General features: G+C 68.8%; 18 protein-coding genes. 9 read left to right on the forward strand and 9 right to left on the reverse strand.

Features of this window, described 5'->3' with window-relative positions; all coding sequences use genetic code 11:
* The first annotated feature begins 32 nt into the window (after positions 1-32).
* Complete coding sequence (gene ligD, locus ON34_RS11890; protein ID WP_040778272.1) at positions 33-986, forward strand: non-homologous end-joining DNA ligase; 954 nt, start codon at positions 33-35, stop codon at positions 984-986.
* A gap of 27 nt (positions 987-1013) precedes the next feature.
* Here ligD and ON34_RS33505 read toward each other — a convergent pair whose 3' ends face one another.
* The 4 genes from ON34_RS33505 to ON34_RS11915 are packed head-to-tail and all read right to left on the reverse strand — an operon-like array spanning position 1014 to position 4259.
* Positions 1014-1361 (reverse strand): VOC family protein, encoded by a 348-nt coding sequence (locus ON34_RS33505; RefSeq protein ID WP_063821663.1) that lies wholly within the window; start codon positions 1359-1361, stop codon positions 1014-1016.
* Complete coding sequence (lipP1, locus tag ON34_RS11905; protein ID WP_051022401.1) at positions 1358-2326, reverse strand: LipP1 family hormone-sensitive lipase; 969 nt, start codon at positions 2324-2326, stop codon at positions 1358-1360. The genes ON34_RS33505 and lipP1 overlap by 4 nt, the downstream gene beginning before the upstream one ends.
* Before the next feature lie 13 nt (positions 2327-2339).
* Entirely contained in the window at positions 2340-3098 is a 759-nt protein-coding gene (locus ON34_RS11910) for a glucose 1-dehydrogenase (RefSeq protein ID WP_040778275.1), read from the reverse strand.
* A gap of 33 nt (positions 3099-3131) precedes the next feature.
* The gene (locus tag ON34_RS11915; protein ID WP_040778277.1) at positions 3132-4259 is read right to left on the reverse strand and encodes an LLM class flavin-dependent oxidoreductase; all 1128 of its coding nucleotides are present in this window, start codon (positions 4257-4259) and stop codon (positions 3132-3134) included.
* 218 nt (positions 4260-4477) lie between these two features.
* Between ON34_RS11915 and ON34_RS11920 the strand changes: the two genes are divergently transcribed.
* The 4 genes from ON34_RS11920 to ON34_RS11935 are packed head-to-tail and all read left to right on the forward strand — an operon-like array spanning position 4478 to position 8558.
* Positions 4478-5233, forward strand: coding sequence for a glucose 1-dehydrogenase (locus ON34_RS11920; RefSeq protein ID WP_040778280.1), 756 nt, complete (start codon positions 4478-4480; stop codon positions 5231-5233).
* 13 nt (positions 5234-5246) lie between these two features.
* Positions 5247-6950, forward strand: coding sequence for a 3-oxosteroid 1-dehydrogenase (kstD, locus tag ON34_RS11925; protein ID WP_040778283.1), 1704 nt, complete (start codon positions 5247-5249; stop codon positions 6948-6950).
* Complete coding sequence (locus ON34_RS11930; RefSeq protein ID WP_040778286.1) at positions 6950-7681, forward strand: glucose 1-dehydrogenase; 732 nt, start codon at positions 6950-6952, stop codon at positions 7679-7681. Before kstD ends, ON34_RS11930 begins: the two co-directional genes overlap by 1 nt.
* Before the next feature lie 58 nt (positions 7682-7739).
* Complete coding sequence (locus ON34_RS11935) at positions 7740-8558, forward strand: SDR family NAD(P)-dependent oxidoreductase (RefSeq protein ID WP_040778289.1); 819 nt, start codon at positions 7740-7742, stop codon at positions 8556-8558.
* A gap of 41 nt (positions 8559-8599) precedes the next feature.
* On the opposite strand, the gene ON34_RS11940 is transcribed toward ON34_RS11935, so the two are convergent.
* On the reverse strand, positions 8600-9115 hold the full coding sequence (locus tag ON34_RS11940; protein ID WP_245547992.1) for a MarR family winged helix-turn-helix transcriptional regulator: 516 nt from the start codon (positions 9113-9115) through the stop codon (positions 8600-8602).
* 88 nt (positions 9116-9203) lie between these two features.
* Between ON34_RS11940 and ON34_RS11945 the strand changes: the two genes are divergently transcribed.
* A complete protein-coding gene (locus ON34_RS11945) occupies positions 9204-9575 on the forward strand; it encodes a VOC family protein (RefSeq protein ID WP_040778537.1) in 372 nt (123 codons plus the stop codon).
* A 99-nt stretch (positions 9576-9674) separates the two neighbouring features.
* On the opposite strand, the gene ON34_RS11950 is transcribed toward ON34_RS11945, so the two are convergent.
* Positions 9675-11357 (reverse strand): FadD3 family acyl-CoA ligase, encoded by a 1683-nt coding sequence (locus ON34_RS11950; RefSeq protein WP_040778540.1) that lies wholly within the window; start codon positions 11355-11357, stop codon positions 9675-9677.
* A gap of 66 nt (positions 11358-11423) precedes the next feature.
* On the opposite strand from ON34_RS11950, the gene ON34_RS35985 reads away from it, so the two are divergent.
* The 3 genes from ON34_RS35985 (at position 11424) to ON34_RS11960 (ending at position 14651) form a co-directional block, all read left to right on the forward strand.
* Complete coding sequence (locus ON34_RS35985; protein WP_157172269.1) at positions 11424-11579, forward strand: hypothetical protein; 156 nt, start codon at positions 11424-11426, stop codon at positions 11577-11579.
* A gap of 134 nt (positions 11580-11713) precedes the next feature.
* On the forward strand, positions 11714-13873 hold the full coding sequence (locus tag ON34_RS11955; protein ID WP_083889334.1) for a pyruvate, phosphate dikinase: 2160 nt from the start codon (positions 11714-11716) through the stop codon (positions 13871-13873).
* Entirely contained in the window at positions 13863-14651 is a 789-nt protein-coding gene (locus tag ON34_RS11960) for a tyrosine-protein phosphatase (protein WP_157172270.1), read from the forward strand. The genes ON34_RS11955 and ON34_RS11960 overlap by 11 nt, the downstream gene beginning before the upstream one ends.
* Here ON34_RS11960 and ON34_RS11965 read toward each other — a convergent pair whose 3' ends face one another.
* From ON34_RS11965 to ON34_RS11975, 3 genes are all read right to left on the reverse strand, one after another.
* A complete protein-coding gene (locus tag ON34_RS11965) occupies positions 14652-14990 on the reverse strand; it encodes an HIT family protein (protein WP_040778295.1) in 339 nt (112 codons plus the stop codon). It lies immediately after the preceding gene.
* 78 nt (positions 14991-15068) lie between these two features.
* A complete protein-coding gene (locus ON34_RS11970; RefSeq protein ID WP_157172271.1) occupies positions 15069-15971 on the reverse strand; it encodes a tyrosine-protein phosphatase in 903 nt (300 codons plus the stop codon).
* A 75-nt stretch (positions 15972-16046) separates the two neighbouring features.
* Positions 16047-18449, reverse strand: a complete 2403-nt coding sequence (locus ON34_RS11975; RefSeq protein ID WP_157172272.1) for a PEP-utilizing enzyme — start codon at positions 18447-18449, stop codon at positions 16047-16049.
* Positions 18450-18551: the final 102 nt, after the last annotated feature.

The raw sequence follows: 18551 nt of genomic DNA on the forward strand, positions 1-18551 counted from the left end.
ACCGGGATCCCGTGGACGGGCATGGTGGGCCGATGGGCAGCGAAGAGGTGCGTCACGGGGTGGCTTTGACCAACCTCGATCAGCCGCTGTTCGACGGCGCCGAGGCGACCAAGCGCGACCTGGTGGACTATCTCGAGGCGGTGGGGGAGCGCCTTGTGCGGGTGTTGCGGGAGCGGCCGCTGTCGGTGGTGCGCATCCGACCTGGTCAGGACCCGTTCATGCAGAAGAACCTGCCGAAATACACACCGGAGTGGGTGCGGCGGGTGACGGTGTGGGCGGAGAGTTCGCGGCGTGAGATCTCCTACGCGTTGTGCGACGACGTGCGGACGTTGCTGTGGTTCGGCAACCAGCGGGCCGTCGAGTATCACCCGACGCTCATCCCCGCCGACCACGGTCGTGGGCCGACGCACCTGGTGCTCGACCTCGACCCGTCACCCGGGCAGACCTTCCGGGAGGCCGCGGAGGCGGCGAAGCTGATTCGCGCCGCGCTGGCGAACGAAGGGTTGACCGGTGCGGTGAAGACCAGCGGCGCCAAGGGCGTGCACGTGTTCGTTCCGATCGAGTCCGGCACTTCGGTCGAGGACGCCGCCGCGGCCACTCGCGCGATCGCGGCCCGCGCCGAGCGCATCGATCCCGAACTCGCCACCACCGCGTTCATCAGGGACGATCGCGAGGGCAAGGTATTCCTCGACTCGACCCGTGCCAGCGGCGCGACAGTCGTCGCGGCCTACAGTCCCCGCATACGCCCCGGCACCTCGGTGTCGTTCCCGCTCGCGTGGTCGGATCTCGACGATGTGGTGCCCGCGGATTTCACCGTGCGCACCGCGCCGGACCTCCTGGCGGATGCGGACCCGTGGGCCGCGGCGATGCCCGCCCCGCAACGGCTTCCGGCGGATCTCGTCGCCGAGGGGCACACCATTCCGGTGGCCCGGGTCCAGGCCATGCACGAAGGCAAACGGCGCGCCCGCGCGCGCCGCGCGACGTGAAACCAGATCGCCGCCCGACTCGAAGGATCAGATCTCGATGGATTCGTAGATGGCGATATGCCACGGCGAACCAGGCGTGGGCCGCAGGACCGCGCGACGCTCGTGCGGTCCGGTGACCGGCTGTTCCACCTCGAAATTCTTGGCGCGCAGATGATTCAGACTCTCGTCCAGATCGTCGACCTTGATCGCGAGGAACGGGGTGTCGTCGTCGCGATCGGTGCCCGCGAGCATGACGCGGACGCCGTCGGTGTCGAACTGGGCCCAGCGGTCGCCGTCGACGACGGCCGGTTCGGCGCCGAGAACGGCGGACAGCAGCGCCACGGCGGCGGGCAGGTCGTCGGTGGGGTAGGCGGGGCCGATCCGCTGGATTGTCATTGGTGCTCCGTAATGGTTCGTGGGGGTCTGGGACGGCGCGCGGCGCGTACGAATGCGAAGGCGGCGGTGTTCGCTCGTATCGCCTCGGGAAGATCGCCTGCCATGCTCAGGAAGCCGTGGAACATGCCGTCGTACCGGCGGATCTCGACAGCGACACCGGCTTGTCTCAGGCGCTGCCCGTAGTTTTCGCCCTCGTCGCGCAACGGGTCGAACTCGGCGGTCACGATGTGTGCTGGCGGCAGTCCGGACAGGTCGGCACACAGCGGGTTCGCGTACGGGTTCGTGCGGTCGCGCGAGTCCAGGTATTGGCTCCAGTACCAACGCAAATGCGCGGCGGTGGTGAAGTAGCCCTCGGCGTTCTCCCGGTAGGACTCGGTGGCGCAGGCCGGGTCGAGCATGGGATACAGCAGCAGCTGCCGGGCGACCTGCGGGCCGCCCCGATCCCGTGCCATCAGCGCCGTGACGGCGGCGAGATTGCCGCCCGCGCTGTCCCCGGCCACGACGACACAGTCCGGATCGCCGCCCAGGGATTCGGCGTGGTCGGCGACCCAGCGCAGCGCCGCGTACGCGTCCTCGGCCGCCGCGGGGAACCGGTGTTCGGGAGCTTGCCGGTAGTCCACCGACACGACGATCGCATCCGTTCCGTTGGCCATGACCCGGCAGAACTGGTCGTGGCTGTCGAGGCCGCAGATCACGAATCCACCGCCGTGGCAGAAGACCACGACCGGAGCCGGGGTAGCAGCGCTGGCGGGCCGGTAGATCCGGACTCGTACCTCGGGTGCGCCCGGCGGTCCCGGAATCGACCGCTCCCGCACCTGCGCGACGGGAATCGGCTCGACAGCCGGAGCTGGACGCTCCGCGAGCAGCCGCCGCGCCTCGGCGGCATCGAGCACCTCGGTGCCCAATCCGGGAAACGCGGCACTGGCGGCATCGACGATCACTTTCGCCTGAGGTGTCAGCGGCATCGTGCTCCCTCGGCTACTGGTGGGTGTCCGGCGGCAGGAACTTGCCCGCTGCCAGGCCGCCGTCGATCGCCACCTCGGCGCCGGTGATGTAGGCCGAGGCGTCCGAGGCCAGGAACGCGACCAGTTCGGCGACCTCGTCCGGCACACCGGTGCGCTGCAGCGGCAAAGTCGGGAAACTGCCCGGACCTGTGGTCAGGTACGGGACCATCGGTGTCGCGATCGGACCCGGGTGTACCGAATTGACCCGGATTCCTGCGGGGCCCAGCTCGAGTGCCGCCGTTTTGGTCAGACCACGCAGTCCCCATTTCGAGGAGCCGTAGGCAGCGTGACCCATCAGCCCCTCCAGGCCCGCCTGCGAGGAGATGTTGACGATCGAACCGCCGCCTGCCTGCGTCATCGGACCGGCAACCGCCTGGATGCCGCGGAATGGGCCGACCAGGTTGACGCGCAGGATCCGCTCAAGTTCCTCGGGGGAGGTCTCGGTGAGCGGCTGGGCGGTGTAGATGGCGGCGTTGTTCACCAGGACGTCCAGACTGCCGAAGGCCGCGACCGCGGCAGCGACAGCGGCCTGCCAGTCCGCGCCGCTGCTGACATCGTGGCGGACGAAACGTGCCGCCTCGCCGAGTGATTCGGCCAGCTCCTGGCCTTCGTCGGCCAGAACGTCGGTGATCACCACGCGGGCTCCGCGCTCGACGAACAACCGCGCTTCGGCAGCGCCCTGTCCGCGGGCGGCGCCGGTGATCAGGGCGACCTTCCCATTCAGATCAACCATGAAGAACTCCTTGATGTTCGGGCGGTCGCCGGGTCAGCTATTGCGGAAGTGGGGGATGACCTTCTCGCCCCAGTGCCGGATGGTCTCCAGGCAGGCGTCCTGCGGGACGGTGCCCATCTGGATGAGGCAGAGGATCTCGTCGGCGCCCGCGGCTTGCAGGCGCTCGACGTATGCGATGGCGTCCTCGGGGCCGCCGTAGGCGTGCTCGGCATTGAACACCGAAGTGGCACTGGCTTTCACCGGGATCTTGGCCTCGTGCAGGTAGGCCAGGTGGTCGTCGGCGGCCTGCTTGATCGCGGCCAGCTCGTCCACGTTCGGATCGACGGCCTCGTCGGGTGCCGGGCCCGCACCGTAGTAGTGCTTGATGGACTGGGCGAAGAAGCGCTGCCCGCGCGCGCCGATCTGCTGGGCCTTCTCCCGGTCGTCGAGGACGATGGTCGGGCACAGCGCCGCGAAGTGATCGTTCACGACGCTCGACACGAAACGCTCACCGGTGCGCGCGGCGATCGCCTCGTCATAGGTGCGGCGCAGTTCCGCGATCTCCTCCACACCGGCGAAGCCGAGGACCAGCGCGCCGATTCCGTAGTCGGCGGCCATCTTCAGCGTGTCCTTCTTGGTGCAGGCCATGAACAGCGGCGGATGCGGCAGCTGCACCGGCCGCGGCAGCAGCGAATGCGGCGAGACCCGCAGCAGTTCACCCTGGTATTCGAATTCGGCTTCCGGGTCCTGCCACGCTGTGCCGATCATCCGCAGCGACTCCTCGACCTCCTGGTAGGTGTGCTCGGGGTCGACACCGCACATGGAGGTCTCGACCGGAGTGGCGCCGCGGCCCGCGCCGAGATTCAGCCGCCCACCGGACAGCACGTCGAGCATCGCGGCGCGTTCGGCCGCCCGCACGGGGTGGTTGAAGTTGAACGGCATGCACACAACGCCGTGCCCGATGCGGATTCGCTCGGTCTTGGCGGCCACCCAGGTCAGGAAAACCTCCGGGGCGCTCATGTGCGCGTACCACTTCAAGCCGTGGTGCTCGACCGCCCAGACGGTGTCGAAGCCCATCTGGTCGGCGAGCACGGCCTGCTCGACGCAGTCGCGCAGCACCTGGTGCTCGTGCTCGCGCGACGGGTTGGCCATCTGGGCCTCGAAGATCATCGAGAACTTCATCCGGTCTCCTTCTCGCATCGCCCGGACCGGGGGGTCCGGTTTCGTCGGGGTGGCTCGTCCCGGCGTGGGACGGGCGGAAGCTGTATGCCTAATCGAAATATGACCGCTGGAACTTCTCAGGTCAGGAGCTGGTCCCGCTGGCCGGGACGGTCCGGTGCCGGTCGCCGACGACCGTCCTAGCGTCGGTGCCGAGCGACGGTCAGAGAGGACGGGAATCGGTGGGAAAACTCGACGGCAAGGTGGCGCTGGTCACCGGCGGAGCGCGCGGTATGGGCGCCGAGCACGTGCGGCAGTTCGTCGCCGAGGGCGCGCGAGTGGTGTTCGGCGACGTGCTCGATCACGAAGGAATGGCGCTGGCCGCCGAGCTCGGTGCGGCCGCGCGATACGTGCACCACGACGTGACCGATGAAGCCGATTGGTCCGCCGCGGTGTCCGAGGCGGTCACCCACTACGGGCGCCTGGACGCGGTGGTGAACAACGCGGGCATCCTGCGGTTCGTCCCGATCGCCGAGATGGGCCTCGCCGACTTCACCTCGATCATGAATGTGAACGTGACCGGCACCTGGCTCGGCATCAAAACCGCCGCGCCCGTGCTCGCGGAGACCGGCGGCGGATCGGTGGTCAACGTCTCCTCCGTGGAAGGCTTCGTCGGCGCGGCCGGTCTCTCCGCGTACAGCGCGAGCAAGTTCGCGATCCGCGGCATCACCAAGTCGGCCGCCCGCGAGCTGGGGCACTTGGGGATCCGGGTGAATTCGCTGCATCCGGGCGGCATCGCCACGCCCATGACCGCGGGGGTGGCCGGAGCGTCCGGCGTCGACGGCGACGACTTCTTCGCGAGCCTGCCGATTCCGCGCTGGGGGCAGCCCGTGGAGGTCTCGCATGTGGCGGTGTTCCTGGCGTCGGATGCCGCGAGCTACTGCACCGGAGGCGAATTCGTCGTCGACGGGGGCATGCTCACCGGTTGCGGCTACTGACGGAAGCGATGCGATGACACAGGAATTCGAATGCGATGTGGTGGTCGTCGGTTCCGGCGCAGCGGGCATGACCGCCGCACTGACGGCGGCCTACCGTGGACTGTCGGTCACGCTGATCGAGAAGAGCCGATCCTTCGGCGGTTCCACCGCACGCTCGGGCGGCGGTATCTGGATCCCGAATAACCCGGTGTTGCAGCGCGAAGGCGTGCCCGACAGTCCGGAGCTGGCTCGCACCTATCTCCGTGCGGTGGTCGGCGAGCGGGTGCCGGAGACCAAACAGCGGGCGTTCCTCGACCGCGGCCCCGAAATGATGCGCTACCTCGGCGCCCGCAGCAAGTATTGGGAATTCCGCTACGACCGCGGCTATTCCGACTATCACCCGGAGCTCCCCGGCGGTCTCGCCCAGGGACGCAGCATCGAGCCCGCGCCACTCGACGGACGGCTGCTGGGCGGCGATCTGCACAAGATCAACCAGCCGACCATGTCCGGGCCCAAGGGAATCGCCTTCACCGTCAGTGACTTCCACGATCTGAACATGATCGCCCGCACCTGGGCGGGAAAACGGACCGCCATCAAGGTCGGTGTGCAGGCGGTGCGCAACAAGCTGCGGGGACGGTTGCCGCTGAGCCTGGGCAAGGCGCTCGTGGCCCGGCTGTGGTTGTCGCTGCGCGACGCCGGGGTGCCGGTGTGGCTGAACACGCCCCTGACGGAACTGATCACGGAGGGGAACGCGGTGGTCGGCGTGCGCGCCGAGCGCGAAGGGGCTCCGGTGCTGATCAGGGCGCGCCGCGGCGTCGTGCTGGCGGCCGGCGGCTTCGAGCACAACCTGGAGATGCGCATGCAGTACCTCAGCGGGCCGCAGTCCACCGACTGGACCGTGGGCGCCACCGAGAATGTCGGCGAGGGCATCGTGGCGGGTCAGAAAGCCGGTGGCGCCGTCGATCTCATGGATGACGCCTGGTGGGGCCCGTCCGTGCGCAACCCCGACGGGCCGCCGTTCTTCTGTCTGGCCGAGCGTGCCCAGCCCGGAGGCATCATGGTGAATCACGCCGGTGAGCGGTTCGTCAACGAATCCGCCCCGTATGTGAACGTGGTCCACACGATGTACGAGCAGGAAGCGACCGGCATCGGTCACATTCCGTCGTACTTCATCATGGATCAGCGCTTCCGGGACCGGTACCTGTTCCTGGGGAACTTCCCCAAACGTCCCCTCCCGCAGAAGTACCTGGACGCGGGAATCATCAAGCAGGCGGGCACGCTCGCCGAGCTCGCGGCGAAGATCGGCGTGCCGCCCGCGACGCTGACCGCGACGGTGGAGCGGTTCAACCGCTTCGCTCGCGCCGGTCGCGACGAGGACTTCCGCCGCGGCGAGTCCGCGTACGACCGCTACTACGGCGACCCGACCGTGCGCCCGAATCCGTGTCTCGCGCCGATCGAGCGCGGCCCGTTCTACGCGGTCGAGATGGTGCCGGGCGATCTGGGCACCAAGGGCGGCCTGGTCACCGACGAGCACGCCCGCGTCCTCGACACCGAGGGCCGCCCGATCGCGGGCCTGTACGCGGCGGGCAACAACTCGGCCTCCGTGATGGGCAACGACTACGCCGGTGCGGGCGCGACCATCGGCCCGGCCATGGTGTTCGGCTACATCGCGGCTGATCACATCGCCGACCCGGGGCGTGCGCGCCGGGCGGACGCACACAGCGAAGGAGGACGTTGATGGGACGGGTCGACGGTAAGAACGTCATCGTGACCGGTGGCGCCCGGGGCATGGGCGCGGCGTTCGCGCGGCGGCTGGTCGCGGAGGGGGCCACGGTCGTGGTCACGGATGTTCTGGTGGACGAGGGTGTCGCGCTGGCTTCCGAGCTGGGCGACGCCGCGACCTTCGTCCCGCTCGACGTCACCGACGAGGCGGCCTGGAACGACGTGGTCGCCTACGGCGAGAAGGTGTTCGGGCCGGTCTCGGGCTTGGTCAACAACGCGGGCATCGTGCACGTCGATCCGATCGAGAAGCTGTCGGAAGCCGACTTCCGCAAGGTGATCGACGTCAACCAGGTCGGGGTGTTCCTCGGCATGAAGGCGGTGGTGGGGTCCATGCGCCGGGCGGGAGGCGGCTCCATCGTCAACATCTCCTCGATCGGCGGCCTCATCGCCTTCTCCGACATCCTCGGCTACACCGCGTCGAAGTGGGCGGTGCGCGGCATGACCAAGACCGCCGCGCAGGAGTTCGCCGCCGACGGCATTCGCGTCAACTCGGTGCATCCCGGGGTGGTCGCCACCGAGATGACCGCCGATTCGGCACGCTCGCAGGGCATGTCGGCCAACCAGCCGATCCGCAGGCCCGGCCGCCCGGAGGAACTGGCGAATCTGGTGCTGTTCCTGGTCAGCGACGAGTCGAGCTTCAGCACCGGCTCGGAATTCGTGGCCGACGGCGGCTACACGTCCCTGTGACGACACCCGGCAGGACAACCCCGGCGGGCCGACCGCCACGTGAGACAAGGAATCAACCGTGCAGAACTTCGAGGGCAGGACCGCGGTGATCACCGGCGCGGGCGCCGGAATCGGCCGGGCATTGGCGATCGAGCTCGCTCGCCGCGGCGCCCGGCTGGCGCTGTCCGGCCGCACCATGGACAACGTCGCCGAGACCGCGGCGCTGTGCGAGAAGGAGGGTGCGCAAGCTCGCGCCTACCAGCTCGACGTGACCGATCGGGACGCGGTCTATCGCCACGCCGACGAGGTGGCGCACGACTTCGGCCGGGTGAACCTGGTAGTCAACAATGCCGGAGTCTCGCTCACCGCCAACGTCGAAGAACTCAGCTGGGCGGACTTCGAATGGATCGTCGGCATCAACTTCTGGGGCGTCGCCCACGGCACCAAGGCGTTCCTGCCGCACGTCATCGCCTCCGGTGACGGGCACATCGCCAACGTGTCGAGCATGTTCGGTCTGGCCGCCTGCCCCAGCCAGGGCGCCTACAGCGCGACCAAATTCGCCATCCGGGCCTTCACCGACGCCCTGCGGCAGGAGATGACCATTGCCGGGCACGCGGTGGGCGTCAGCAGCGTGCACCCCGGCATGATCAAGACGGAGATCGCCTGGAAGGCGCGGGCCGGCGGGGAGCGCGATCGCGACGCCTTGGCCGCCAACTTCGACCGCCTGGCCAAGACCACGCCCGAGCACGCCGCACGCGTCATCGTGAACGGCATCCGCAAGAACAAGGCGAAGATCCTGGTCGGCCGCGATGCGCACGTGATCGACTGGCTGCCACGGCTTTTCGGGTCCGGTTATCAGAAGATCCTCACCGCTCAGATGAAGAACGAAGTCGCCTAGGTCCTGTCTCCCCACGGATTTCGAAGCGATGTACCGGCGGATCACTGGATCGTTTCGTCGGCGAGGCGTTGCAGATAGACGGCGAATCGGCGGCGGTCGTGCTCGTTCCAGGTCGCGGTGAGCTGGTCGAAGCACTGTCGTTGCCAGTCGTGGGACGCGGCCAGCAGCTCGTGTCCGCTGCCGGTGAGTCGCACGACGACTCGGCGGCGGTCGTGGGCGGAGTCGCCGCGGGCGAGGTATCCGGCCGCGACGGCGTCACGCACCATGCGGCTGGCGCCGGAGTGGTCCAGACCGAGCTGGTCGGCGACGTCGGTGACGGTGGCCTCCGCACCCGTCCGCAGCGCGGCGGCGACGGCTTCCACGACCTGGATGTGCTGCACGCGCCGCAGCTCTCCGTCCGATTCCCGGGTGGCTCGCGTGAGTGCCTGGCTGCTCCAGCGGCGCGACCAGAAACGGACCAGCCGAAACAGTGCCGGGCCGCCGTCGACCACATCGCCGGAGTCGGCCACCGCGGGACCGGCCGTGGTTCGGTTGTCTCGAGTGTCACGGGTACTCACGCTCGACATTGTATGCGATACGCACATATATTTGTGTGCGTATCGCATACAAGTGACCCTGTCCGGGTCCGCTACGCAGGAGGTGGCGATGTCCATCGTTCTCAATCACACGATTGTCCCGGCGACCGACAAGCAATCCGCGGCAACGTTTTTCGCCGAGCTGATGGGGTTGCCGGTATCCGCTGCGAGCGGACCGTTCGTGCCCGTGCGAGTCAACGACGATCTGACGTTCGACTTCGACGACCGTGGGCGGGTCGAGCCCGGTCATTACGCCTTCCTGGTCGATGACGACATCTTCGACGCCGTGCTGGAGCGGCTGACGAAGTGGCCCGCTGTCGAGTACGGCTCCGGCCCGGAACACGGATGGGACCGGCAGATCAACCACCTGGCAGGTGGGCGAGGGGTCTACGTTCGCGACCCCGACGGCCACAGCTACGAGCTGTTCACCGCCGTTCCCTGAACCGCATCGTGTTTCCACGCCGAAGCCGGATTCGGCGATGCCGATCGGTGTGCAACGAGCATCGAGGATCAAGCGGCCTGCCGCGACGTACACAGCTGCTCATGATCGGCCCCCAGATGAACGCAGGATGCGTTTGAGAACCTTTCCGCTGGCGTTGCGGGGTAAGGACGCCACGAACTCGATGCGACGCGGGACCTTGTACCCGGCCATGCGGGTACGGGCCCACGCGATGATCTCCGCCGCGTCGATATCGGCGGGGCCATTGCGGACGACGAAGGCGCAGCCCACCTCACCGAGCCGGGAATCGGGGACGCCGACCACCGCCGCTTCGCGAATATCGGGGTGCGCGAGGAGAATTCGCTCGATCTCGGCCGGGTAGGCGTTGAAACCCCCGACGATGAACATGTCCGCGAGGCGATCGGTGATGCGCAGGTAGCCGTCGGCGTCCAGGGTGCCGATGTCGCCGGTGTGCAGCCAGCCGCCGGAATCGATGGCGGCAGACGTCGCCTCGGGATCATCGAGGTAGCCGTGCATCACGGTGGGACCACGCACGACGATCTGCCCCGGCTCACCGGCCGGTAGGGGCCGACCCGCCGCATCCACGATGCGAACCCACACTCCCGGCAGCGCTTTCCCGACCGTGCCCGCGAGGCGATCGGCGGGTGCATCGGGCGGGCACACCGTGACGACACCGTTCGATTCGGTCAGCCCGTATGCGGTGAACACCTTTTCGGCGCCGAGATCCCGACGGATCCGCTGCACCAACCCGGTCGGCACGCTCGCACCACCGGTACCCGCCAGACGCAGTGAACGGAGGTCATGGGCTTGCCGCCGATCATGGTCGAGCAAGTCGTGGAAGAGCGTCGGGGGGCCGGTCAGCACGGTGATCCGCTCGCGCTCGATGAGGGCGAACACCTGCTCCGGATCGAATCGGTCCACGGGCACCATGGTTGCCCCGCGCAGCAGGCACGCGATGATTCCCGCTTTGTACCCGAAGGTGTGGGAGAACGGGTTGACCAGCAGATACCGGTCGTCGCCGGAGAGGGTGACCGCGTCGGCCCACCACGTGAACGTTTCGATCGTCTGCCGGTGGGTGGCGGGCACGCCCTTCGGGACACCTGTGGTGCCGGAGGTGAACAGAATGTCGCAGACTGCCTCCGGGTCCACGGAGGCGCTGCGCTCCTCCGCCTCCGCCACAGCTACTCCGGTGGCGAGCGCGAGAAATCCAGACCACGACAGATCCTCATGGTGTGCCCGCCCGAAGCGCCCGCCGATCCCATCGCGGGCACGGTCGGGAAAGCGCTGCCGCGAGTGCGGGTTCGCATCATGGTTGCGGCCGGTCGGACCGTGGAGGAGCGCCGTCGTCCGCAGCTCCGGCAGCGTGTGTCGCGATTCCCGCAGCATCCGCGGGTAGTCGTTGCCGAGGAACTCGCGCACGGTGAACAGCATGCGACACCGGCTGCGTGCGAGGATCTCGGCCGCCTCTCGACCGCGTAGCCGTGTGCTGACCGGAACCAGCGTCGCCCCAGCGCCGAGTACGCCGAGCGCGGCGATCACCCATCGCGCGCCGTTGGGCGCCCAGATCGCCACGCGGTCCTCGGGCTGCACTCCCAGCCACATCATCGCCCGCGTGACGCGCTGTGCTTCCGTGGCGAGCTCTGCATAGGTGAGCTTCTCCTCGGGCGTCACTACCGCCACGCGCGCACCGTGTCGCCGTGCCCGGTCGGCCACCACCGCGGGAATCGTCGCGAGCTCGCCGGTGGCCGCGCGCCGTCGATCCATGCGGCGATCCTGCCGCATGAGCCGCTCGCTCCCGCCCGATCACTGCCACATATCCCGCTGACCGGGATGTTCGCTCTCCCACACATTCCGGGCCTGGTGTCGGCACCGATATTCATCATCGGGTTCGGCATCGGTGATTGGTTCGAGATCGCGCTGACCATCGTCCCCTTCGGACAGCCGCGGGCTGATCCTGCTCAGCGGGACCACGGCTACGGCAGGTGACCGATGACACGGCAGGCTCGAATCGGGCGACAGGTGTGCCGCGCCGCGGTTCGTACCCGGCCGGACACAGTCCGGGTGGGACATCCGAATCGGACTGGGGGGCACAGGCTGTTCAGTGATTGCTAAGGAGTGACATGACCGCCGGAGCAGAGCTAGTGGAGCGAAACGACGAGGCGGCGGGCGCGGCGCCGGTTGTGGTTCTCGACGGCACCTGTTCGCTGTCCCGGGAACGGATCGGCGGGAAGGCATGGAGCATCAACCGCATGCGAGCCCTCGGTCTTTCGGTGCCGCCCGCGTTCGTGATCAGCATCGACGCCTGGGCCGACTTCTCGGCACGCGGGCTGATCGGCGAAGACGTCTGGCGCGCGGTCCGCGCGGGCATAGCCGCCCTCGAACGCGGCACCGGACGGACCTTCGGATCCGGCACCCGCCCGCTGCTGGTGTCGGTGCGCTCGGGCGCCGCGGTGAGCATGCCCGGGATGATGGACACGGTGCTGAACCTCGGCATGAACGAGGCCGTTACGCGAGCACTGGCCGCCGAGAGCGGCAACCCGACCTATGCGGCCGATACTTGGAAACGCTTCCGCGCCCAATACAGCGAAACCGTGCTGGGTGATCCCGCCGGTGTGGTGCCCACCGACCCCTGGGAGCAGTTGCGGGGCGCCATCAGCGCGGTGTTCCGGTCCTGGGATTCGCCGCGCGCCCAGACCTACCGGCGCAATCGCGGGGTGACCGGCGCGCCGGGCACCGCGGTCACGGTACAGGCGATGGTCTTCGGGAATCTCGACGAGAAGTCCGGCACCGGTGTGCTGTTCAGCCGCGACCCCAACACGGGGCAGCGCGCGATGTTCGGCGAATGGCTGGTCGGCGGCCAGGGCGAAGACGTGGTGTCGGGCCGGACGACCCCGCGGCCGCTCGACGAGCTGGCCACCCTGCTGCCGCAGGCGCACGATCAACTCCTGGCGGCGGCCGAACTGCTGGAACGCGATGGCCGCGATATCCAGGACATCGAATTCACCGTCGAATCCGGCGTCTTGTGGCTGTTGCAGTCCCGTCCCGCGAAGCGTTCGGCGCGGGCGGCGGTCCGTGCCGCGGTGGCGATGGCCGACGAGGGACTCATCGGCGCGAAGGAGGCGCTGGACCGGGTCACCGCTGATCAGGTGCGGGCCGTGCTGCGTCCGGCGACCGGTGCGTCCACGGGGACGCCGCTGGCCCGCGGCGAATCCGCCTGTCCTGGACTGGCCACGGGTGTCGTCGTGACCGATCCGCACGAGGCGGAGCGCCGCGCGGAGGCGGGTGAGGACGTGATCCTGGTGCGCCCGACCACCAGCCCGGACGATCTGCACGGCATGATCGCCGCCCGGGCGATCGTCACCGGACTCGGTGGCGTCACGTCGCACGCCGCGCTGGTCAGTCGCGAAATCGGCAGGCCGTGTGTGGTCGGCTGCGGTCCCGGTGTGGTCGAAGGGCTGGCCGGTCAGGTCGTCACCGTCGACGGCGGCGCGGGCACGGTGTGGCAGGGGCGGGTCGAAGGCAAACCCGTCGACGCCGGCACCCTCGCGGATGTCGCTCGATTGGCCGACTGGGCGGGCACCGACGCCGACGGATTGGAGGAGTGGCTGGACGCGCGTGCGACCGCGGCGTCGGCCCAGGTGGACGCGGAACCCGCCACGGTGACGAAGGTTCCCGACCTCGACCTGCTGCGGCTGATCGCGATCAAGGGACGTGCCGCCCACGACGCGCTCGCCACGGGCCTCGGCGCATCGACCGAGATCATCGCCGCCCGATGCGAAGAGCTGGTCGCCGAGGGGTTGTGCGCCGCGACGCCGATCGGTGTGCGCCTCACGGTTGAAGGCAGACAGCACTTGGACGGCCTGCTCGCGACGGAACGACGGGAAGCCGACCGGGCCGCGATCGCCTCCGTCTACGCCGAATTCTGCGCGTTCAACGGCGATCTCAAGAACATCGTGACCGCGTGGCAGATGAAGGATCCGGCAACCGTCAACGATCACGCCGACGCCGAGTACGACGGCGCCGTACTGGTCCGGCTCACCGAACTGCACCGCGCCGTGCAACCGCTGCTGCGGCGGATCGGCGAGCTCGCACCGCGTTTGGCGCGGTACACCGGCCGATTCGCGCATGCGATGGAGCGGATCACCGCCGGGGATCACTCCTGGGTCGCCCGTCCCGTGCTCGACAGCTACCACACCGTGTGGTTCGAGCTGCACGAGGACCTGATCGGACTGTGCGGCCTGAGCCGCGCCGACGAGGCGGCGGCCGGCCGTGCCCACTGATACCGCGGGGGAATCGACAATGCCGGACGGCCGCTGGGTCGACTTCGCCCAGATCGACAACGTGCGCGATCTGGGCGGGCTACCTGTGCAGGATGGCGGCACAACGCGTTTCGGGGTGGTCTATCGCTCCAGCACTCCGCAGAACCTCACCGAGTCCGATCTGGCGAAACTGCTCGGCCCGATCGGTCTGCGCACGGTGATCGACCTGCGGCTGCCCGACGAGGTGGAGCAGGAGGGCTGCGGACTGCTCGCCACCGCCGACGTGGCACGAGTCTGCCTGCCCGTGCGGAAGTCGCCGCAATCGTCGCTGGCGGCACGCGATCTGGTGCCGGACTCCAGCCGGGTCGATCTGGTCGACCTGTACGACAAGCTGCTGGCGGGCAGCGCCGATTCCATCGTGGCGGCCGTACGGCTCGTCGTCGACGCGGGCCGCCATTCGGTGCTGTTCCATTGCGCCGCGGGCAAGGACCGCACCGGTGTGCTGGCCGCGGTGCTGCTGGACGCGGTCGGCGTGCCGCCGGAGGCGATCGCGGCCGACTACGCGCTGACCGGCGAACGCATGCGGCGGGTCCGCGACCGGCTCGACGCGCTCCCCTCCTACGCGGGGCTGCCGCCGGTCAGCACCGGCATTCTCGGTGTCGAAGCCGAGGTGATGCGGCGGTTCCTGGCGAACCTGTCCGCCGAGTACGGCGGCGCGGCCGAATGGTTGCTGACCAGCGGGCTGACCGCCGCGGAGCTGGCACGACTGCGCGAAGTGCTGATCGCACCGGAAGATTGATCACGTGACGAACCGCGCCACACCCTCGCCCACGGCGAGATGGATGTGCAGGTGGCGGTTGTGCTGTTCGTTGCCGAGAGTCGTCAGGACCTGGCATCCACCATGCTCGTCGACAAGGCGCCTCGCGACGTCCTGGGTGACCTCCAACAGGTCAGCACCCAACGCCGGTTCCAACTCCAGCAAGGAACGGACATGCCGTTTGGGCACCACGATGACGTGATCGGTTCCGAATCCGCGAATCGGCGGACGGAATGCCAGCACATCGTCCGTCTCGACGACGATGTCGATGTCGATCCTGCGAGGAATAACCTCATCGCAGTACCAATCCACCTCGGTCATACCCACAACCCTATGGACGACCCCACATAGTCGAGCGGGTCGGTGGATCACAACCCACCGACCCGCTCTCATCCGCGACTACTGGGGCAGCAGCTTGGATTTCAGCGCGTCCAGCGTCGCACCGTCGATGCCGAGGCCGTCGGAGACGAATCGGTCGAACGACCCGAACGACGCACCGGCCTGGTCGAACGCGGCGTCGAGGAAGTCACCGCGCACGCCGAGGATCGGATCGAACAGGGCGGGATCGGTGACCAGCCCCCTGGCCACCAAACCGTCCATCAGCGCCTTGTTGCCCGCGGCCAAGTTGTCGTTCGATTCCAGATAGTCCTTGTACACCTGGCCCTTCGGCACGCCGAGCGCGGTCATCAGGATCGCGGTCATCCAGCCGGTGCGGTCTTTGCCCGCCGTGCAGTGGTAGAGCACCGGTCCGGTGGCGTTCGCGACATCCCGGATGGCGGCGCCGAACTGCGCGCGAGCCGTGGCGTCGGCGACGAACCAGCGATAGTAGCCGCGCATGATCTCGGCGGCCCTGCCGTCACCGAACATCTGCTGCTGCACCGCGGGCCCGCCTTGCACCGCCTTGCCGACCATGACGTAGAAGTCGTTGCCCGGGTCGTACACCGGACGCGCCTGCGCGGGGATCGAGGCGGGGAGCTTGTCGGGGTTGGCCTGTACCTCGGCCGGGCTGCGGAAGTCGATCACCTTGGTGATGCCCGACGTCACCAGCTTCTGCTGGTCAGCGGCGGTGAGCTTGTCCAGGGCTTCGGTGCGGAAGACGACGCCCGTGCGCAGCTTGCCGTTGCCCTGCGTGGGATAGTCGCCGATATCCCGGGCATTCGGCGCCGCCGATAGCTCCATGGAACGGTTGTGCACGGTATGGACGAGCCCTGGGCCCGCCAGTGCGGTCGTGGACGGGAACACGGCGATCATTGCGGCGGCGACACCAGCCACCGCACTGCGAACAGCACGCGAAATCGTCACTGGATCATTCCTTCCATTGGGTCGCGGCCCGGCGACGCCGAACCGGCGAACGGGCCGGGTGATCCCGGCCCGAGCTCAGGCGTCGACGAGCAGGGTGACCGTGCCCGCCGACCCGTCGACGCGCACCCGCTGCCCGTCGGCCAGGCTGGTGCTGGCGGTCTTGGTGTCGACGACACAGGGGATGCCGAATTCCCTGGCCACGATGGCCGCGTGCGAGGCGGAGCCGCCGATGTCGGTGACCACCGCCGAGGCGTAGGCGAACATCGCGGTGTGCCCGGTGTCGGTGACCGAAGCCACGAGGATGTCGCCCGGCTCGATGTCGTCGTCCAGGGACAGCACCCGCTTCACGGTGCCCTCCACCACGCCGGGGCACACCCCGATGCCGGTGAGGCTGTCTCCCGGCGCCAGAGCGCCCGCGGCGGGTAGCGGTTCCCACTCGCCCGCGATCACATCCGGCATCCGCACGCCCCGCAGCCGGGTCAGCTCCGCGCGCCGACGTGCCACGCGCTCGGCCATATCGGCAGGCGCCCAGAGGATTTCGTCGAGCGTCAAGAAGCAGGCGTCTTCGGCTTCCTGGAGCCACCCCGCCCGGATCAGCCGTTCCGCGCGTTCGCGTACGGCCAGGCGCAGGCAATGGGTGTACCGGACGACGGCGTCGCGGACGCGTTCGCGCGCCATCGTCGCTCCCGCCGCCATCCGTGCGGTGCGGCTCGGCGCCGGGTCGACCGGTTCCCGCTTGGGCGCGGGCATCTCGGCGGCTCGCGCGGCGGCGATCACCAACAGTTCGGGCCGGTCGCCGAAGGTCGGGTTGATCAGCTCGCATTCACCCGGTCCGCGATGCCCGATCCTCCGCAGCTCTTCCTCCAGCGCGGCCGCGAAGGCCGGGGAGATCGCCCGAGCCGCCGCGACATCACCCGCGTGTGCCGCGCCGTGCAACGCGGTGTCGCCGCGGCACAATTCGGCGAGCCGTTCCACGGCGAGCATGGTTCTGGCCGACTCCAGCCGCTCGAGATCAATGGGCACGGGCGCGGATTCCTTGCCGCGGGAGTGGATGGCGGTGGCCGCGCCGGTCATCATGACGCCGATGGACGCCGCCGCCCAGGACTGGTTGAGCCGGTCGCGCCACAGCAGAGCCCTGGCGTGCAGCTGCTCGTCGGTGAGTTCACGTATCGCCGCCGTGCCCAAGGTTTCCTGATGCGCGGCGGCGTTGATCCCCTCGGTGGTCTCGCGATATCGCAGCGCCGTGCGCAACACCCGGCCCGCCGCGCGCCAGGTGGCGCGGGTACTGGCGAAACCGGTGGGGGTGGGCGGCTTGCCGTGGGGGGTCAGCGAGATCTCGGCCGGAATGTTGCCGTACACGTCGCGCCGGATGCTCTGCTCGTCCCAGCCGGGCATGTTCTCCGCGGCCAGGACCCCGATGGAGGCGTTGATGTAGATGTGGTGGCCGAGCACGGTCGTGACGCGACTGGTCCAGTGCTCCAGCGCTATTCCATCCAGTGCGATCATCCTGCCCATCGCCGCGTTGGCCAGCCGGATCGCGCCCGCCTGCAGATCGACGGTGAGCGGTGTCAGCGGTCCGGGCAGCGCCTCGGAGGTGTTCGTCGCGGTGTGTACCGGGTAGGCCGGGTCGACGCGATCGTCGAATTCGCCTTCGAGTCCTTCCGGCGCCACCGACACCAGGGAATGGCCGTCCGATGTGCTCGCACGAGCGGGTATCACATAACCGGGCAAGGGGATCGCGCCGGGCAGGTCGACGAAGTCGTCACCGTCGAGCCTGCGGCCAACAAGTCCGCGGACGATGTCGGCGGCTACTTCGGAGGCGGTCCAACCGCAGCGGAATCCCCACTCGTCGCGTGCCGCCGTCGTATCCACCAGCGGCACCGGCCGGGTACTGGTCACCCAGCTGGACATTCGCCTGCCCGCCGCGTCGGCGATGCGGTGCGCGTCCTCGCCGGAAACCGTGCCGGACGCAGCCAATTCGACAACGCCGGTACGCGGCGACACCGCGGCAATCACGAGAAACCGTTCGAAGTCGTCGGTGTGCAACACCTGGAATCCGCCCGAGCGGCGCGAACCCAGCAACGGCACCAGGTTCCGCCAACTGTCCCGATCGACGCGCCTGCCCGCCACGGGAGCGGTGCGCACGATCAGGGCGTTCACGCCGCTGGATCGCACGACATCCGTGGCGACCGAATTCCGGCCCGCAACCACGGGGACCACGAGCCGCGCTCCGGCCTCCCGGGCCGCCACCGCGATCGCGGCGAGCGAACCGCCCAGGTGCACGACTGTCGCGCAACCGGCGACGGCCTGTGCGCAGATCGATGGGTCGGCCGGATCGCCGGTGATCACCTGGACTCGGGGGTCGACGTACCGGTGCCGCTCACGGTCCAGCCCGACCACGTCGTAACCGGCGGCCAGCACCATGCGCGCCACCGCGCGACCGGTCGGATCGGACACTCCGGTGACCAGGACCCGCATGAATTCTTCCTCCTCGCTGACGCCCACGCAGACGTGACGCCGTTCACAACCATCGCCAGCCGCCGACCCCGCGACGGCCCGCAGTCCCGATGAACGGGACCG

The sequence above is a fragment of the Nocardia pneumoniae NBRC 100136 genome (genome assembly GCF_000308755.1).
Lineage (GTDB): Bacteria > Actinomycetota > Actinomycetes > Mycobacteriales > Mycobacteriaceae > Nocardia > Nocardia pneumoniae.

Bases quoted from the DNA above. Each gene is read 5' to 3' on its own strand.
- ligD (WP_040778272.1), top strand. From the start codon at position 33: ATGGGCAGCGAAGAGGTGCGTCACGGGGTGGCTTTGACCAACCTCGAT.
- ON34_RS33505 (WP_063821663.1), bottom strand. From the start codon at position 1,361: ATGACAATCCAGCGGATCGGCCCCGCCTACCCCACCGACGACCTGCCC.
- lipP1 (WP_051022401.1), bottom strand. From the start codon at position 2,326: ATGCCGCTGACACCTCAGGCGAAAGTGATCGTCGATGCCGCCAGTGCC.
- ON34_RS11910 (WP_040778275.1), bottom strand. From the start codon at position 3,098: ATGGTTGATCTGAATGGGAAGGTCGCCCTGATCACCGGCGCCGCCCGC.
- ON34_RS11915 (WP_040778277.1), bottom strand. From the start codon at position 4,259: ATGAAGTTCTCGATGATCTTCGAGGCCCAGATGGCCAACCCGTCGCGC.
- kstD (WP_040778283.1), top strand. From the start codon at position 5,247: ATGACACAGGAATTCGAATGCGATGTGGTGGTCGTCGGTTCCGGCGCA.
- ON34_RS11930 (WP_040778286.1), top strand. From the start codon at position 6,950: ATGGGACGGGTCGACGGTAAGAACGTCATCGTGACCGGTGGCGCCCGG.
- ON34_RS11945 (WP_040778537.1), top strand. From the start codon at position 9,204: ATGTCCATCGTTCTCAATCACACGATTGTCCCGGCGACCGACAAGCAA.
- ON34_RS11950 (WP_040778540.1), bottom strand. From the start codon at position 11,357: ATGGATCGACGGCGCGCGGCCACCGGCGAGCTCGCGACGATTCCCGCG.
- ON34_RS35985 (WP_157172269.1), top strand. From the start codon at position 11,424: ATGTTCGCTCTCCCACACATTCCGGGCCTGGTGTCGGCACCGATATTC.
- ON34_RS11955 (WP_083889334.1), top strand. From the start codon at position 11,714: ATGACCGCCGGAGCAGAGCTAGTGGAGCGAAACGACGAGGCGGCGGGC.
- ON34_RS11965 (WP_040778295.1), bottom strand. From the start codon at position 14,990: ATGACCGAGGTGGATTGGTACTGCGATGAGGTTATTCCTCGCAGGATC.
- ON34_RS11975 (WP_157172272.1), bottom strand. From the start codon at position 18,449: ATGCGGGTCCTGGTCACCGGAGTGTCCGATCCGACCGGTCGCGCGGTG.